Here is a 17,159-nt window from a genome sequence, read left to right as displayed (position 1 = left end):
CAGGGTGAGGGTGCGCACCCACCAGGGTGAGCGATCACCCGCGCCGCGGGTCCAGCGAGATCAATCGCGTGGCATCCAGCAGTGCCGCCGGCAGGTGCATGCCACCCGGTGCGGCGAGGTAGCGCGGGCGCCACTGCGGGTCGAACTTCGACTTGAAACGGCGCAGGCCACTGAAGCCATAGAAGCGTTCACCATGCCGCGCCAGCAGGCCGGCCAAGCGGTTCCAGCGGCCGGCCAGGCGGTGCTGGGCCAGCCCGGACAGCGGCGCCATGCCCAGCGAGAAGCGCGCATAGCCCTGCGCACGTCCCCACAGGAACAGTTCGATGAACAGGAAATCCATCGTGCCCTTCGGCGCTTCATTGACGTGGCGCATCAGGTCCACCGACAGCTCGGCCCCGGCAGGCGCCTGCCACAGGTTGGCGAAGGCCACGATCTCACCTTCGGCCTCGACCAGCGCCACCGGGAAGCGCGCCAGATAGCCGGGATCGAAACTGCCCAGCGAGAACCCCTTTTCGTCGCCGGCCTTGTCGTCCAGCCAGGCGTTGGAAATGGCGTGCAGGCGCGGCAGCAGTTCGGGAATCTCTTCCACCGGCGCCACCCGGAATGACAGGCCGCTGCGCTTGCCGCGGTTCCAGGCCTGGCGCAGGTCGGCGCGTTCGCGTCCTTCCAGGCCGAAGTCGTGCAGCGGCACCATCGCCTCTTCGCCCAGCTTGACCAGGCCCAGGCCCAGGTCCAGGTAGGTCTGCCAGTACGCCTCGCCCACCTGGTAGAACACCGGGCGCAGGCCAAGCCGGTCGGCTTCCTCGCGGAAGCGCCAGATCAGCGCACGGGCCACCTCCGGCGGGCCGACCGGATCGCCCATCGCAATCAGCGACCCGCCATAGCGCTGCATCATCACGAAGCCCTGTTTCGCCTCATCGCGCAGCACCGCCTTGTCGGCGGTCAGCACCAGGCAGGCCTGGGTGTCGGTGGCGCCGGCCAGCACCGGTGCCAGCGCCTGCAGGGTGGCATCGTCGGCAGCCGGCAACGGGGTGCGCGTGCTGTGCAGCAGGCGCGCCAGGCCGAACATCACCAGCGCGATGGCCACCACCAGCAACGCGCGCAGCGCACGCGGCGCGTTGCCCGACACGGCGAACTGCCACCAGAGTTCGTTCTGGTATTCGACGTGGCTGTAGGTGAAGAACAGCAGCCAGGTCACCGCCACCAGCACCAGGCCGAGGTTGCGCAGCCACGGCCACGACCAGGCTTCATCCAGCAGCGCGCCCTGGCGGTAGAACTCGCGGCGCGCGGCCCACAGCGCCATCGCCACCAGCAGCGCCGATACGGCGATGAGCGGTTGGCCGCCGCGCAGCCACAGCGGCAGCGGCGTGACCACGCATACCGCCATCGCCAGCATCCACGCGGCATGGCTGCGCCGGGCCAGGCCCTGGCCGATGAGCAGCAGGGCCACGCCGCCGAGGCTGCCGATCAGGTGCGAGGTTTCCAGGATGGGCAGCGAGGCGTTGAGGAGATGGCGGCGCGGCGTCGGCAGCGTGCCATCGATGACCAGCGCGGCACCGATGCTGAAGGCGGCCAGGGCGATGATCTGCGGCAGCCATGGTCGCAGCGCGTGCCAGCCCGCGCGGGTGGCGCCGGCGCTGGCCTGCAGCGGCTGGCGCAGGGCCGGGGCAAGGGCGAGCAGGGTGGCCAGCAGCAGCGGCAGCACGTAGTAGGTGACGCGGTAGATCAGCGCGGCGGCCAGCACCGCGGCCGGTGCGACCTGCGGCAGCAGCTTCAGCAGGCTCCACTCGAACACGCCCAGGCCCGCCGGCACCGTGGACACCAGGCCGGCCAGCACGGCCACCAGGTACAGGCCGACGAAGCCGGGCAGGCCGGTAGGCGTGGAGTCGGGCAGCAGCACGTAGAACGCGGCGCTGGCCAGCACCAGTTCGATGACGCTGAGCACGGTGACGCCGAGCATGGTGCGGCGGTCGGGCAGCCACAGGCCATGGCCGAAGATGCGGAACTGGCGCCCGTTGCGGCCGACCAGCAGCACGGTGGCGGCGTAGGCGAGCAGGCCGAGGATGCCGACCACGCGCACCGCCGCCGGGTCCAGCGGCAGGGCCAGCGCGGCCGCGGCCGGTTCCATGCACAGCGCCACGCCGATCAGCAGCCAGGCACCGAACACGAAGCCCAGCGTGCTCATCAGTACCACCTGGCCGATCTGCGCCAGGTCCAGGCCGGCACTGCGGTAGCCGCGCAGGCGCACCGCGCCGCCGGTCAATGCGGCAAAGCCCACGGTCTGGCCCAGGGTGTGGGCCAGGAACGCGGTGATGCCCACGCGTGCGGGATGCACGCGGATGCCACTGCGGCGCAGGCCGATGGCATCAAAGCCGATCAGGCAGGCGTAGCTGGCCAGGCCCAGCAGCACGGTCAGCGCGATCTGCGCACCGGTCAGCTTGTGGAAGGCGTCGCGGATGGCACGGTAGCCATGCTCGTCGAATTCGTTGGCGAGCCCGTGCAGGGCCAGCGCCAGGATCAGCAGCGGGATGACGATGGTCAGGACCCGCTTCCATGCCGGGGTATGGGAAGCGGTGGTGGAATCGGGGGCGTGGGTCATCGGCGCAAGGGTGCGTCAGCGGGGGCGAGGGTGGTGTCAACGTGAACGTGGCGCATCGTGCGCCTGTCGATCGCGTTTGACCAGCACCGGCACTGTGCGGCGATTGGCGGCAACGAGCGGCCGCGCCGGGTACACACTTCCGGCCCCGGCTGGGTGAGAATGAAGGCCTGTCCACCCGCAGGAGCCACGCCCATGATGGAGCGTTACGACATCGGACCGCGCATGTCCGAGATGACCGTGCACAACAAGGTCGCCTACCTTTCCGGCCAGATTCCGGAAGACACCAGCCAGGACATCACCGGGCAGACCCGGCAGGTACTGGCGGAGATCGACAAGCTGCTGGCGCTGGTGGCCAGTGATCGCCAGCACGTGCTGCGCGCGGAAGTGTTCCTGGCCGACATTGCCGATTTCGACGGCATGAACAAGGCGTGGGACGAGTGGGTGGTTGAAGGTGCGACCCCGGCGCGTGCGACGTTTGAAGCGAAGCTGGCGCATGCGGAGTGGAAGGTGGAGATCGTGATCACGGCGGCCGTGCCGTAATTCCGTGAGCCGGGGTCTGATCCCTCTCCCGCGGAGAGGGCTCTTGCCCCGCTGCAGTTACTGCGAATGGATCCTGCTGGCGGCATGTGCCGAGAGCGCGATGCACGCCTGCATCAGGCTTGCCATGAAGCGGTCGCCAACGTAGTCGTCGGCGTCGTCATGACTGCGGCTGCGTTCGGCGGCAAGCACGACTTCCTGCACCACGCGCAGGCCGGCCAGAATGCGGTCGGCCTCGGTCAGGCCCACGTGGCCGCCGGACAGGAAGCAGCCTTCCGGCCACAGGAATCCACCGGCGGGGGCACCTGCACTGATCTTCTGCAGCAGGGCCATCAACCTGGCGGGATCGCATTGGATCTCGTCCGCGGCATCGGTGGCGTCGCTGGCGCAGGCGCCGGATAGGTCCGAAGGGGTCATGGCACAGCTCCGTTCAGGGCAATCGGTTGCCGCCGCGGCAAGGTGGCGGGCGGAACGTGGCTTGAAAAACGGCCACCTGCTCGGGTGGCCCGTTTCAGGACGTGTGCGGGAGTCTTGCATGCCACTGCGCTTGCGGCAGCGCGGTGTCGCATCTGTCGCAGTCGGTGTATCAATCTGGGAGGCGCATCTCTTTCTCTGAGGGCGTGGACCGCGCAGCAGAGGGCGATTGCGACGAGGGTTGAGCCGCCCGCTACACCGGCACCAGATCGATGCAGTCCACCGGGCACGGCGGAATGCACAGCTCGCAGCCGGTGCACAGGTCGGCAATCACCGTGTGCATGTACTTGGCGCCGCCGACGATGGCATCCACCGGGCAGGCCTGGATGCACTTGGTGCAGCCGATGCAGTCGGCTTCGACGATCAGCGCGACCTGCGGCGCCTTGTGCGTGCCGCGCGTGCGGTCGAACGGCACGGCGGGCACGCCCAGCACCTGGGCCAGTGCGCGTGCGCCGGCATCACCACCGGGCGGGCAGCGGTCCACGCCCACGTCGCCGCGCGCCATCGCCTGTGCATACGGGCGGCAGCCGTCATAGCCGCATTGCCCGCATTGGGTCTGCGGCAGCAAGCGGTCCAGGCGTTCGGTCAGGGGCGGGATCAGGCTCATGCGTGGCGAAGGCTGCGCGTTGGAATCACTTCAGGGGTCTGCCGCGGTACCAGCGCTCGTGGGCGAGGGCCAGCATCGGGCGGTCTTCGTAGCTGTCGCCGTAGGCGTGGATGCGCAGGTAGCGCGACAGGTCGAACTGGCGACGGATGTGCTCGACCTTGCGCGGGCCGCAGTCACCGCCGGCATAGCGCCCGGTCAGGCGGCCGTCCTGGCTTTCCAGCCGGTTGCAGATCAGCTGCAGGCCCAGCTGCTCGCACCACGGCTTCAGGTACAGGTCCAGCGAGCCGGACACGATCACCACGGTGTGCTGCTGTTCCTTGTGCCAGCGGATCTGTTCCAGCATCTCCGGGCGTACCACCTCGGGCAGCACCTCGCGGGCAAAACCTGCCGCGAGCGTTGCGATGTCATCGGCGTGGCGTTCGCTGAAGGTGAGGCGGGTGACGCGGGCGCGGATGCGCTCGGCGGAAATGATGCGCAGGCGGTAGGCCAGCAGCCACGGACCGACCTTCCACCACGCGCGCGCCAGTTGTTCCGGCGTGGCCACGCGGCGCAGGAAGCGGCCATAGGTATCGCAGGTGGTGACGGTGTGGTCGAAATCGAACAGCGCCAGTTCCATCCTGCTCACTCCCATGGCGGTGCCTTCCGGGGCGGTCTGCGTGGAGGGCGCGGCGAGGGCCGCGCCCGCAGGGCATCAGCGGACCGGCATGCCCGGCTGCGCGCCGCTGTCTGCGTCCAGCAGCGCCAGCGCGCCGCCGTCGAAACCGGCCGACAGGATCATGCCTTCGCTCAGGCCGAAGCGCATCTTGCGCGGGGCCAGGTTGGCGATGAACACCACGCTGCGGCCGACCAGCGCTTCGGGCTCGCCGTAGCTGCCGCGGATGCCGGAGAAGATCTGGCGCTTGCCCAGCTCGCCGGCATCCAGTTCGAAGCGCAGCAGCTTGTCCGAACCTTCCACGAACTCACACACCAGCACCTTGCCGATGCGCAGGTCGAGCTTGGCGAAATCATCGATGCCGATGTAGGCCGGTGCGTCGGCGCTCTTCGCGTCGTCCTTGGCCGGGGCCGGGGCAGCCGGCTTCACGGCTTCGGTCCTGGCGGCGGGGGCGGCAGCGGCGGCCGGCTGCAGGGTGTCCTTGGAGGCGTCGATCATGGCGTCAATCTTCTTCGGGTCGATACGGGTGAACAGCGGGGTGTACTCGGCGATGCGGTGGCCCAGCAGCGGCTGTGCCAGTGCGGTCCAGTCGTTCACCGGCGCGGCCAGGAAGGCCTCGGCCTGCGCGGCGGTGGCCGGCAGCACCGGCTTCAGGGCGGTGACCAGCACGCGGAACAGGTTCAGGCCCTGGCTGCACACCGCCTGCAGCTGCGCGTCGGCGCCTTCCTGCTTGGCGATGACCCACGGCTTGACCTCGTCGATGTAGCGGTTGGCTTCGTCGGCCAGGGTCATGGTGAGCCGGATGGCGGCAGCCGGGTCGTTGCGCTCGTAGGCTTCACGGATCGGCGCCAGGCCATCGACGAAGCGCTGGTACTGCGCCGCATCGGGCAGCTGCGCGGCCAGCAGGCCATCGAAGCGCTTGCTGATGAAGCCGGCGCAGCGGCTGGCCAGGTTGACGAACTTGCCGACCAGGTCGGCGTTCACGCGTGCGACGAAGTCACCCAGGTTCAGGTCGAGGTCGTCCACGCCGCCGCTGGTCTTGGCCGCGTAGTAGTAACGCAGGGCTTCCGGTTCCAGGCCGGCGTCGAGGAAGGTGCGCGCCATCACGAAGGTGCCGCGCGACTTGCTCATCTTCGCGCCATCGACCATCAGGTAGCCGTTGACGTGCAGGCGGGTGGGCGCGCGGTGGCCGGTACCGTTCAGCACCGCCGGCCAGAACAGGCCGTGGAAGTTGACGATGTCCTTGCCGATGAAGTGGTGCAGTTCGGTGCTGGTGCCTTCGCGCAGGTGCGATTCGAAGTCTTCGCCGAGCGTGCCGCACAGGGTCTGGAAGCTGGACAGGTAGCCGATCGGCGCATCCAGCCAGACGTAGAAGTACTTGCCCGGCTGGCCGGGGATCTCGAAGCCGAAGTACGGCGCATCGCGCGAGATGTCCCACGCGCGCAGGCCACCTTCGGCGTCCAGCCATTCCATCAGCTTGGCCTTCACGCCGGGCAGGGCGACATCGCCGGCCAGCCAGCTGCGCAGGAAGCCTTCGAAACGGCCGACCTCGAAGAAGAAGTGTTCCGAATCGCGGATTTCCGGTGTGGCGCCGGAGATCACCGACTTCGGATCCTTCAGGTCGGTCGGGTTGTAGGTGGCGCCGCAGACTTCGCAGTTGTCGCCGTACTGGTCGGCGCTGCCGCAGTTCGGGCAGATGCCCTTGATGTAGCGGTCGGGCAGGAACATGCCCTTGGCCGGGTCGTAGAACTGCGCGACCGAACGGCGGCTGATGTGGCCGGCCGCTTCCAGCTTCAGGTAGAACTGCTCGGTCAGCGCCTTGTTGGCCGCCGAGTTGGTCGAGTCGTAGTGGTCGAAGGCCACGCCGAAGGCGGCGAAATCGCGCTCATGGCCGGCCTGGATGTTGGCGATGAAGGCTTCCGGGGTGACCCCGGCCTTTTCCGCGGCCAGCATGATGGGCGTGCCGTGGGTATCGTCGGCGCACACGAACCAGGCCTTGCCGCCGCTCATTCGCCGCGCGCGCACCCAGATGTCAGCCTGGATGTAGCCGACCAGATGGCCCAGGTGCAGGGGGCCGTTGGCGTAGGGCAGGGCGGTGGTGACGAGCGCGGTACGGGTCATGGTCGCGGGGTGCAGCCGAGGGGAACCGCAGAGTATCGCATGCCTGCAACGAGGTGACCCGGCCGGGGCCGGGTCACGGGGGTGCTGCGCGGGCCGGGGGGCTTACTCGCGGACCCAGGTCTGGGTGCGGCAGATGAAGGCGATGCAGCCGGACACGTCCAGCTTGCCGCCGCCCGGCTGCAGCTCCAGCTTGGACTTGTAGGTCTTGCCGTTGGCCGGGTCGAGGATGGTGCCGCCGGACCACTTGCTGTGGCTGCCCTTGTCCTGCGACAGGTTCCACAGGATGGTCATGCCCTTGACCGGCTTGTTCTTGTTGGCGCCTTCGCAGCCGTCGCAGACGGGGTTGGGACCCTTGTCGGACTGCAGGATCTCGACCACCTTGCCACTCAGTCCGCCGTTGGCGGCCTGGCTGATCTCCACGATCGACTTCACCTTGCCGGTCTTGTCGTCGATGGTCTTCCAGCGGCCGGCGGCGCTGTCGGCGGCCTGGGCCGACAGGGCGGCCAGGCACAGCGGCAGTGCCAGCAACAGGGTCTTGAAGGTCTTGCGCATGGTCCCCTCCCAGGGTTCATTCCGGCACGTTGCCGGTACAGGGCGACTGTATACCCATTCGGCGGGGTATGGGGAAGGGGGGGCTTTGCAGGGCTTGCAGCCCTGCACCTGCTGCAATCAACGTCAAAGGCCAGAGCCAGAGCGGCATTCCGAGGGATGGCGGGGCACTGTGGGTTTGCGGGGACGCCGTAAACCCCCCTCCGGGGTCCGGCCCAGCCGCTGGCGGCTGTGCGTTCGGGCGCTTGCGAAGCAGTGCTTCGCAAGCAAAGCGCCCTCACCCATGGGGGCTTGGTCGCCGCATCCATGCGGCTCACACCCCGCAAACCCACAGTGCCCCGCCTTCGACAGGTTCACGCGGCTGATGGTGGGTGCCGATTCACGCAGCTGATGGTGGGTGCCGACCGTTGGTCGGCACGGGGGCGGATCAACCGACTTCGTACAACTCCAGCGGCAGGTCGTCGGGGTCGGCGAAGAAGGTGAAGCGGGCGCCGGTGTACTCGTCCACGCGGATCGGTTCGCAGGCTACGCCATGCTCGGCCAGGCGCTGGATGAACGGTTCCAGCGCAGCCACCCGGAAGGCCAGGTGGCGCAGGCCCTGGGCCTCGGGCCGGCTGGGCCGGGGCGGTGGCGCCGGGAAGGAGAACAGCTCCAGCTGGCCGCCGTCGGGCAGGGACAGGTCCAGCTTCCACGAATCGCGCGCGGCACGGTGGTTCTCGGCCAGCACGCGCAGGCCGAGGATGCGCACGTAGAAATCCTTCGAACGTGCGTAATCGCTGCAGATGACGGCGGCATGGTGGATGCCCAGCAGGCCGCCGGTCGCTGCGCGGGTCATGGCGTTGCCGTGGCCGGTGCCGTCGCGGCGGGCTGGTCAAGCCAGCGGTCCACCTTGCGCTCCAGCACGTCCAGCGGCATCGAGCCGTCCTTCAGTACTTCGGCGTGGAAGCGACGCAGGTCGAAGGCTGCGCCCTGGCGCGCTCGGGCCTTGTCACGCAGGGCCAGGATGCGGCTCAGGCCCGCCACGTTGGACAGCGCCTGGCCCGGCTGGGCCATGATCCGTTCAACTTCGGCGCTGGCGTCGTCCTCGCTCATGTCCACGGCTTTCTGCAGGTAGTTCACTGCCTGCTGCTTGCTCCAGCCCTGCGAGTGCACGCCGGTGTCGGCCACCACGCGGGCCGCGCGCAGCAGGCGCGAGTACAGGTAGCCGATACGGTCGTAGGGATCGGTGTAGACGCCCAGATCGTCGCCGAGGGTTTCGGCATACAGGCCCCAGCCTTCGACGAAGGCGAGGTCGCCACCCAGGCGGCGGAAGCGCGGCAGCTTGGCCAGTTCCTGCTGCAGGCCCAGCTGCACGTGGTGGCCGGGGATGGCTTCATGCAGGTACTGCACCGGCACGCTCCAGCGCTTGCGGCTGGGCAGGTCGCGGGTGTTGACGTAGAGCACGCCCGGTTGTCCCGGCTGGCCGGGCTGGTAGGCGGCGGCAGCGGCAGTCAGTGCACGGTCCGGCTCGACCGCGCGTACTTCCAGGCGGTCCTTCGGCAGGGTGTCCAGCACCTGCGGCAGGCGCGCATCCACCTGCTGCTGCAGCTGGCGGTAGCGATTGATCAGCGCGTTGGCATCGCCGTACTGGAACTGGCGGTCGGTGCGCATGTTCTTCAGCAGCTTGGCCTGAGAGCCGCGCAGCTTGTTGTCCTTCATCACCGCAGCGATCTGCGCGCTCAGTTCCTGTACGCGCTGCTCGCCCAGCGCATGCAGCTGGGCGGCGGTCTGGTCGCTGGCGGTGGTCTGCACGATCAGGTTGGCGTACCAGCCCTGGCCGTCGGGCAGGGCGCCCAGGCCGCTGCTGCTGCGGGTGGCCGGCAGGTATTCGGTGGCGATGAAGCCGCGCAGGGCGCGGTAGGACGGCATGATGCGCAGCTCGATCATGCGCTTGTACTCGGCGCTGATGCGCGCTTTTTCCTCGGCCGGGATGTCGCTCGGCATGGTCCTGATCGGCGACCAGAAGATGCTTTCCTCGGCGGTCGGGGTGATCACCACGTCCAGCTGCGGCAGCACCTTCTCCATCAGGTCGCGCGGCTGCACCACGCCGGCCTTCATGCCCTGGCGCATGTTGTCGATGGCCTGGTTGAACAGGTCGGGGATGCCCAGCGAGCGGCGCGACCAGGTGTCGTAATCCTTGACCGTGTTGAACGGCTGCGCGCCTGCGCCGGCACCGAGGATCGCCATGATGCTGCCGATGTTGTAGTACTGGCTGATCGGCATCATCCAGCTCGGGTAGCGCTCGGCCGCCAGCGAGGCGCGCGCATCGCGCACGAAGATTTCGTAGCTGAGCAGGTCCTGGCCCTGCAGGCCGTCACTGCCGACCTTCTCGACCTTGCCCAGCCATTCGGTGGTGAAATCGTGCGACTGCTGGCGCCATGCGGCCGACAGGATGTTGGGCAGCTGGTCGTTGTAGCGGGCATCGCCCTGGAAGGTGGCCTGCAGCGGGTTCAACCGCATCGAGGCGTCCCAGTATTCGTCGTACAGGCGCTCCAGCTGCACCTGCCTGGGCACGGCGCGGGCCGGTGCCACCGGGCGCGTGGCGGCGCGGCGCGTGGAGCTGCCGCGTGCCGGGGTGGCGCGCGCGGGCTTGGCCTTCGGCTTGGCGGCCTGCCGGGTCTGCGCGGCGGCGGGGCGGCTGGCCTTCTTCTTCGCTGCCTCTGCCGACGGCACGGCACTGAACAGGAACAACGCGGCGATGGCGGCGGCCAGGGCGCGGGTGGGATACGGCATCAGGAGCTTCCGTGGAACACAGACCGTGGAGCTTGCACGATCCGGGCGCGTACGGCCAGCGTGAACGCGCAGTCAGCTTGCCGTCGCTGGGGCTTCAGTCAGCCGCAGCGGCAGCGCGCAGCTGCGCGGCGCGTGGTTCGCCCAAGTAGCGTGTGATCGCGCGCCGCATCAGGTACAGCAACGGAATCAGGGCGATGGCAAAGCCCATCTTGTACACGTAGTTGACGCTGCTGACGGCCAGGAACAGCGAGGTGGGCCATTTCTGCGGGCCCAGCACGAAGGCGATCCAGATCACCACGAAACTGTCCACCAGCTGCGAGACGGCGGTCGAACCGGTGGCGCGCAGCCACACGTGGCGCTCGCCGGTGGCCTGGCGGATGCGATGGAACACGGCCACGTCGATCAACTGGCCCACCAGGAAGGCCACCAGCGAACCTGCGATGGTCCACATGCCCTGGCCGAACACGGCCGCGAACGCGGCCTGGTAATCCGGCACGCCGTGCGCATCCATCGACGTAACCCACCAGCTGGCCGGTGCCAGCGAGATGGCGGCGAACGCGAACAGGAACCCATAGGCGATGAGCACCACCGCCAGCCACGAGATGAAGCGCACGCCGCGCTTGCCGAAGAACTCGTTGATGGTGTCGGTCATGATGAACACCACCGGCCACAACAGCGTGCCGGCGGTGAAGCTCAACGATCCGGTCTGGCCGAACAGGTTCCAGTTCAGTGCATCGATGCCCAGCGTGTCTTCCAGCGCGAAGATCTTCACCCCGATCAGCTCGGCCAGCACCGCGTTGCCGCAGAAGAACGTGGCCAGGATGATGAACAGCAGGACCGCGCGGTCCTGCAGGGGGCGCGCGTAAGGCGCGTCGCTGGGCGTGCCGCTCACTCCGGGCGTTCGCCGGCGCGGGTGAAGGGCACGCTGGCCGGAGCCACCGCACCGCCGGAAATGATGAAGCTCATCGCCTGGTCGACGGTCCAGTCGGTGGGGGTGAGCAGTTCCACCGGCACGATTTCCAGGTAGCCCGAGGTCGGGTTGGGCGTGGTAGGTACGTACACCGCCGCCAGTTCGCGGTCGGTGCCCTGTTCCTTGATGACCCGGGTGACCAGGCCCACCGACTTCATGTCACGGTGCGGGAAGTCGATGAGGACCACGCGCTGGGTGCTGCCCGGTTCGGTCTGCAGCATGTCCAGCAGCTTCTTGGCGCTGTCGTAGATGATGCTGGCCAGCGGGATGCGCTTGATGATGGCGCCGACCCAGCGCAGCAGGCGCTGGCCGACCACGCGACGGCTGGCCACGCCCACCGCCAGGATCACCAGCAGGGTGGCCAGCAGGGCGATGGTGTCCTGGATCCACTCGGCGTGGACCCAGCCCAGGTAGTGCGGGAAGCTGGTCGCGATCTGCTCGGACAGCGGCACCACCAGCGGGCTGGAAATGCCCGACAGCAACACGAAGACAAACTTCACCACGACCCAGGTCAGCCAGATCGGCAACAGGGTCAGCAGGCCGGTCAGGAACAGGCGCTGCAGGGAAGGGCGGGGGACCAGGGCGGGGGCTTCGAGCGACATGTGCGCATTGTAGCGGCCGATTGCGCTGGATTACGCTGGAAGGTCGGGGCGGGAGCCAGACAGGGAACGGATGCTGTGTTGAGGATTCTGCGCGGAGTGGGCTGGGCCCTGCTGGTGCTGGCGGTGCTGGTGTGGACGTTGTCGCGGTTCTGGCCGCTGCCGCCGGCCCAGCGTGAGCAGGTGCGCTGGCTGGAGGACGTGCGGCCGCTACCGGGGAAGGACGGCTTCGCCTTGTTATGGACGCTGCCCTTCGATGGCCTGGACCGGGCCCAGCGCGAGGCCGCGCTGGCCGAGGATGTGCGGCACTGGCAGGTGGACCCGGCGCCGGACCGGACCGATTCGGTGCTGGCGGCCACGCATCCGGAGGTGAAGGTCGACAGCCAGGGCTATTGCCGGTCCACGGGTGAAAGCTGCCTGGCCAAGGTGCGCGCCGATACCGCGCAGTTCCGTGCCGCCCACGCCGGGCACGAGGGCCTGCATGAACGCCTCGACGCGCTGGCCGATGCCGACCGCTTCGATACGCCGTTCCTGCCCTCGGGCTCCCCCGGGATCTACCCCTGGCCGCGCTACCAGACCCTGATGGATGCCAGCGGCGTGCATGCGCTGGCCTTCGTGCGGGGCGATGTTCCCGCGGCGCTGGCTGGCAGCTGCCGTTCGGTGCAGGTGGGACGGCGCCTCATGCGCGGTGGCAATGCGCTCATTGACAGCATGATCGGCGCGGCCATGGTGCGTGCCAACGTGTACCTGCTGGCGGAGATGCTGGCGGAACTGCCGCCGGGCCAGGTGCTGCCGGCGGCCTGCGAAAGCGCACTACAGCCGATGGAAGCCGCTGAGCAGAGCCTGTGTCGGGCAATGCAGGGCGAGTTCGCGATGAGCAGGGCTGCCATCGATGCGTCGTTGCAGCAGACCGGCGCCGTGCTGATGCTGGATCGCGAACACACTCTGGGCCGTTTCGCGCTGAACCTGGGTTGGGCCTGCGACCCGGCCGCGACCCGTTTGCTGGTGGCCGACCAGCCCGTAGCGACGGGGAGCGTGCGGAGCAGGGACTTCAGCTGTCTGTCCAACAGGGTCGGCTGCGTCCTCAGCGACATCGCCGCACCGACGTACCGCTCTTACGCCGCGCGCAGCCAGGACGTGGCTGCGTTGCTGCGCCTGCTCGGTGCACAGCGCTGGCTTCGGCAGCAGGCCGATGCACCGGAGCAGGCCCTGCAACGACTGCCTGCACAGTGGCGTTCATCCACACGCACGCCGGTGCTGTCGGCCGATGGCCGGCATCTGCAGGTGCCGCGGCGGGAAGCGGACATGCTGGATGGGTCCGAACCGGTGCTGTCGGTGCCGTTGTAGGTCAGGGGGCGCCGCGCGCCTGCGGCTTCAGGCGGACGTAGACCTGCTTGCGCACGCGGGCGACGACTTCGCCGGAGGCATCGACCACGTCGTTGCTGAACCAGCGCAGCACCTTCTCGCCGTTGGCCGCCTGGGAGCGCAGCTCATCCAGCACCGCCTCGTCGATATGGAAGGCGGTGCGGACGGTGCCGCGCCCGGGCTTGAGGAATTCGATGGCCCCGGCGCGATCCCACACGTAGTAGTCGCGGCCCAGGGTGTGCATCAGGCCGAGCATCCAGAACGGATCGGTCATCGCGAACAGGCTGCCACCGAAATGGGTGCCGACGTAGTTGCGGTTCCAGGGGCGCATCCGCAGCTCCACCTCGATCTGCCGGTAGTCCGGTGTGATGCGGGTGACATGGATGCCGGTGAACAGGAACGGCGGCCACAGGTTGATGCCGAGGCGGAAGGTGCTGGCTTTCATGGGCGGGCGGGGCGCGGGGGCGAGGACTCGAGTCTAACCATTCGCATGCGTATGTTGAACCCCGGCCTGCAGAACCCAAAACCCCAAAACCCCAAAACCGGGCCAGCGGGCGTTACACCTCACCACTCATTGCATACCCGTCACGGCCGTTGTCCTTGGCGCGGTACAGCGCGGCGTCGGCGCCTTCGACGAAATGGTGGGGATGCAGACTGCCATCGGGTACGCGCGTGTACACGCCGATGGTGAGGGTGATGCCGGCACCGCGGCCGTCGCCCGGGGGCGGCAGTGCGCGCACGCCGGCGATCAGGTCTTCGACCACCAGGCGCGCGCCATCGGCCGGGGTGTCCGGCAGCACCAGCGCGAACTCGTCGCCGCCATAGCGTGCGGCCATGTCGCGCGGGCGTCGTGCATGTGCAGCGATCAGCCGCGCGACATCGCGCAGCACGCCGTCACCGGCCTGGTGGCCGTGGCGGTCGTTGTGATGCTTGAAATGGTCCACGTCGATCAGGGCCAGGCTCAGCGGCTTGCCACTGCGCCGCGCGGCATCGCATTCCTCCTGCAGGGCCTGTTCGAAACGCAGGCGATTGCCCAGCCCGGTCAGCGCATCGCGGTTGGCCTGGCGGTGCCAGGCCGAGATGCGCCAGACCGCCCACACCAGCAGGATCAGCAGCACGCCGAGCAGGGCGCTGGCCGGTGTCCACCACAGGTTGCCCACGCGCAGCAGCAGCCAGCCCAGCAGCGGAGCCAGCGGCAGTGAGCACAGCGCGGCCAGCCACGGCAGGCGCAGGCCGAGCAGCATTACGCACAGCGCCGCCATCAGCCCGGACAGCACGTCCTGCCCGATGCGCGGCAGCACGTTGATCTGCTTGTCCTGCAGCAGCATCGAGGCAATGTTGGCCTGGTACTCGCTGCCGCTCATCCAGTACTCGCGGGTGGTCGGGGTCAGCAGGCGTGGTGCGATGCCGCTGGCGGTCATGCCGACCACGATGCGGCGGCCATGCAGCAGCGACGCGTCGACCTGGCCATCAAGCACATCGGCGTAGGAAACGTGCGGCAGCCGCTCGGGCGGGCCGGCATAGCGCACGCGCACGTAGTCGTCGCGACGCCATTGATAGGGCGATTCGAGTGCAGGCGCGGGGTCGGCGAGGCCATGCATGCGCTGGGCCGGGAGGCCGGACAGCGCCAGCCCCAGCGCCGGCCAGTGCGGCTGGCCGATGCCGGCGCGCAGGTAGACACCGCGCGCCACGCCATCGCCATCGACTTCCACGTCGCTGTGGCCGATGGCTGCTGCGCTGGCGGCGATCAGCGGGATGGGCAGCAGTTCCTCGGCCAGGCGGTCGCCTGCCGCCGGCGCCGCCAGCACCGGCAGCACCACGCGGCCATTGCGTCGGATGGCCGCGGCCAGTTCGGCATCCTGGCGCGCGTCCCGGCGGTCCGGCTCGGAGAGCATCAGGTCCAATGCCACCCGTTCGACACCGGCATCGGTCAAGCGGTCCAGCAGTCGTGCATGCACCGAGCGCGGCCACGGCCACTGGCCGATGCGCTGCAGGCTCTCTTCGTCGATGGCCACGATCAGCACGCTGGGGTCGGGGCGGTAGTCCCAGTCGCCCACCAGCAGGTCGTAGGCGGCTTCATCCTGCCGCCACAGGAACTGCCCGTGGCTGACCACCGCCGTGGCGATGCCGGCCAGCAGGGCCAGCAGGATGCGCCGCGACCAGGGCAGGGGCGAGCGTCTCACAGCAGCAGCCACAACAGCAGGGCACTGCCGCCGGCGCCGTAGCACAGCCGACACGGCAGCTTGACCTGCTGGGCGGGTGAGAACGGACCGGCGTGGCCGTCGTCGTCGATGTACTGCACGCGCACGTGCAGGGTACCGCGCCACGGTCGCTTGAAGCTGACCTGCGGCTGCGCCAGCGTTTCATCCACCAGCGGCGCCTTGAAGTCACCGCGGCGGTCCACCTGCACGCGGTAGCGCTGGCCTTCGCTGCCGGCCTGCCAGCGCAGGGTCAGCTCGCCGTGGGCAGCTTCGGGCGGCTGCAGGGCCGGGTCGACCGGATCGTCGGTGAGCTGCAGGGGCAGCGCCTGCCCGAACGGCCCCTGGTGGCCCTGGCCATCGCGCGAGGCAATGCGCCAGAAGTACTGTCCTGGCGGCAGCGGCGTGGCCAGGCGCAGGTCGGTGCCGGCGCTGGCCTGCTGCTGCAGTGGTTGCAGGAAGCGTGGCTCGCCGGCGATCTGCAGCACGCTGCTGCTCGCGCCCGGGGCCTGGGTCCAGCGGAAGCGCGGCCGGTCACTGTTGACGGCCTGGCCGTGCAGGGGCGACACGGTCAGCGGCGGTGGCGGCTGGTCGCTCAGCAGGAAATCGGCGCTGGCATCCAGGCCTTCCACGCCCTGCGCATCGACGGCGCGCAGCAGCAGGCGTAGGGCGCCGGGCGGCAGGTCGTCGATGACCAGCGAGGTGCCGGTGGTGGTGGCCGCGAACAGCAGGATCTCCGGCGTGGTGGCCAGCACCACTTCGACCCGGTAGTGGTCGGCAGCGGCCACCGGCTCCCATGCCAGGCGTGCCGGCAGCGGCGCCAGCGTGGTGGCATCGCTGCGCAGCCGCAGCGCGGGCAACAGCGCCGATACGGCTTCAGGTGCCGCATCGGCGCTGGCGCTGCGGCTGGCCTGGCCCGGGCGCACCAGCCGCTGGCCGTGCGGATTGCCCACCTGCACGCGGCCTTCCAGTACTTCGGTGGCACCGACCTGCGTGCCGTCGCCGGCACTGACCCGGAACACCGTGCCGCGGACGCTGCTGGTGGCTGCGGGGGCATCGATGATGTAGCGCGACGCCGGGCCGCGGGCGGGAGTGACGCGGTTGCTGGCCCGGCCCTGCTGCAGGCGCACGCGGGTATCGACCATGCCGGTGCGGCCGTAGCGGCTCAGCTGGTCCAGGCGCAGCCGCGAGTGCTCGCGCAGCTGCAGGCGCGAGGCATCGGCGAATTCAAGGGTGACGCTGGCATCGGCCGCCGTCTGCACGGTGTCGCCGATGTGCAGCCGCTCGCCGGCGAGCAGGGCACGGGTGGCACTGCCATTGGCAGCGGCCAGCTGCACGGTGCCGCGCACGGCCAGCACGCGCGCGGGGGCCGGTTCGACCCGCAGCCAGCTGACCGGGAAGCGAAGCAGCCCGCCGGGCGGCAAGCGGTAGGGGTTGTCGATGCGGTTGTGCTGTTGCAGCTGTTGCCAGGGCACGTCCGCCTTCAGGTACAGGCCGCCCAGATCCCAGAGGGTATCGCCGGGGCGGACCCGGTAGTTCCAGTCCTGTGCAGCGGCGAGGCCGGGCAGCAGGAGCAGGGCGCACAGCAGTGCGGCGAAACGGCGGGCGAGGGAAGACGACGAACGGCCAACGGTCACGGAGTGCTGTCCCGGCTGTGCGGGGGCGCAGCTGCAAGACCCCATGGCCCCGACCTCATCCCCCCGAATGGATCGTAGC

The 17,159-nt window shown here is 69.1% G+C and carries 15 protein-coding genes; 2 read left to right on the top strand and 13 right to left on the bottom strand.

Translation table 11 applies throughout. The features are described from left to right. Positions 1-34: 34 nt before the first annotated feature. Positions 35-2,599 (bottom strand): bifunctional lysylphosphatidylglycerol flippase/synthetase MprF, encoded by a 2,565-nt coding sequence (gene mprF, locus C1927_RS15275; RefSeq protein WP_108747137.1) that lies wholly within the window; start codon positions 2,597-2,599, stop codon positions 35-37. Between the two features lie 192 nt (positions 2,600-2,791). Here mprF and C1927_RS15270 point away from each other — a divergent pair, with 192 nt between their 5' ends. Next, entirely contained in the window at positions 2,792-3,139 is a 348-nt protein-coding gene (locus tag C1927_RS15270; RefSeq protein ID WP_079222708.1) for a RidA family protein, read from the top strand. Between the two features lie 57 nt (positions 3,140-3,196). On the opposite strand, the gene C1927_RS15265 is transcribed toward C1927_RS15270, so the two are convergent. From C1927_RS15265 to C1927_RS15225, 9 genes are all read right to left on the bottom strand, one after another. Further along, on the bottom strand, positions 3,197-3,553 hold the full coding sequence (locus C1927_RS15265; RefSeq protein WP_108747136.1) for a hypothetical protein: 357 nt from the start codon (positions 3,551-3,553) through the stop codon (positions 3,197-3,199). A gap of 250 nt (positions 3,554-3,803) precedes the next feature. Continuing rightward, positions 3,804-4,217, bottom strand: a complete 414-nt coding sequence (gene rnfB, locus C1927_RS15260; RefSeq protein ID WP_079222707.1) for an Rnf electron transport complex subunit RnfB — start codon at positions 4,215-4,217, stop codon at positions 3,804-3,806. Between the two features lie 25 nt (positions 4,218-4,242). After that, the gene (locus C1927_RS15255; protein WP_079222706.1) at positions 4,243-4,833 is read right to left on the bottom strand and encodes an HAD family hydrolase; all 591 of its coding nucleotides are present in this window, start codon (positions 4,831-4,833) and stop codon (positions 4,243-4,245) included. A 75-nt stretch (positions 4,834-4,908) separates the two neighbouring features. Next, complete coding sequence (gene metG / locus C1927_RS15250; protein WP_108747135.1) at positions 4,909-6,990, bottom strand: methionine--tRNA ligase; 2,082 nt, start codon at positions 6,988-6,990, stop codon at positions 4,909-4,911. Between the two features lie 102 nt (positions 6,991-7,092). Then, positions 7,093-7,542, bottom strand: a complete 450-nt coding sequence (locus C1927_RS15245) for a DUF2147 domain-containing protein (RefSeq protein WP_079222704.1) — start codon at positions 7,540-7,542, stop codon at positions 7,093-7,095. Between the two features lie 424 nt (positions 7,543-7,966). Further along, a complete protein-coding gene (locus tag C1927_RS15240) occupies positions 7,967-8,374 on the bottom strand; it encodes a VOC family protein (protein ID WP_079222703.1) in 408 nt (135 codons plus the stop codon). Next, positions 8,371-10,311, bottom strand: coding sequence for a DUF885 family protein (locus C1927_RS15235; protein ID WP_108747134.1), 1,941 nt, complete (start codon positions 10,309-10,311; stop codon positions 8,371-8,373). Before C1927_RS15235 ends, C1927_RS15240 begins: the two co-directional genes overlap by 4 nt. Before the next feature lie 94 nt (positions 10,312-10,405). Beyond that, positions 10,406-11,203: a queuosine precursor transporter gene (locus C1927_RS15230; RefSeq protein WP_108747133.1), complete on the bottom strand. Its 798-nt coding sequence runs from the start codon at positions 11,201-11,203 to the stop codon at positions 10,406-10,408. Further along, on the bottom strand, positions 11,200-11,883 hold the full coding sequence (locus tag C1927_RS15225) for a DUF502 domain-containing protein (protein WP_079222700.1): 684 nt from the start codon (positions 11,881-11,883) through the stop codon (positions 11,200-11,202). The genes C1927_RS15230 and C1927_RS15225 overlap by 4 nt, the downstream gene beginning before the upstream one ends. Positions 11,884-11,979: 96 nt before the next feature. Between C1927_RS15225 and C1927_RS15220 the strand changes: the two genes are divergently transcribed. Then, positions 11,980-13,227, top strand: coding sequence for a hypothetical protein (locus tag C1927_RS15220; protein ID WP_254051489.1), 1,248 nt, complete (start codon positions 11,980-11,982; stop codon positions 13,225-13,227). 1 nt (position 13,228) lies between these two features. On the opposite strand, the gene C1927_RS15215 is transcribed toward C1927_RS15220, so the two are convergent. The 3 genes from C1927_RS15215 to C1927_RS15205 form a co-directional block, all read right to left on the bottom strand. Continuing rightward, positions 13,229-13,690, bottom strand: coding sequence for a DUF4442 domain-containing protein (locus tag C1927_RS15215; protein WP_079222698.1), 462 nt, complete (start codon positions 13,688-13,690; stop codon positions 13,229-13,231). Between the two features lie 112 nt (positions 13,691-13,802). Then, positions 13,803-15,428 (bottom strand): CHASE2 domain-containing protein, encoded by a 1,626-nt coding sequence (locus tag C1927_RS15210; RefSeq protein WP_108747131.1) that lies wholly within the window; start codon positions 15,426-15,428, stop codon positions 13,803-13,805. Continuing rightward, positions 15,425-17,125: a FecR domain-containing protein gene (locus C1927_RS15205; protein WP_108747130.1), complete on the bottom strand. Its 1,701-nt coding sequence runs from the start codon at positions 17,123-17,125 to the stop codon at positions 15,425-15,427. The genes C1927_RS15210 and C1927_RS15205 overlap by 4 nt, the downstream gene beginning before the upstream one ends. Positions 17,126-17,159: the final 34 nt, after the last annotated feature.

This window comes from Stenotrophomonas sp. ZAC14D1_NAIMI4_1, assembly GCF_003086775.1.
In the GTDB taxonomy this organism is placed as follows: Bacteria; Pseudomonadota; Gammaproteobacteria; order Xanthomonadales; family Xanthomonadaceae; genus Stenotrophomonas.
Note: the sequence above shows the minus strand (reverse complement) of the source record. Positions and strands in the feature narration are given on the sequence as shown.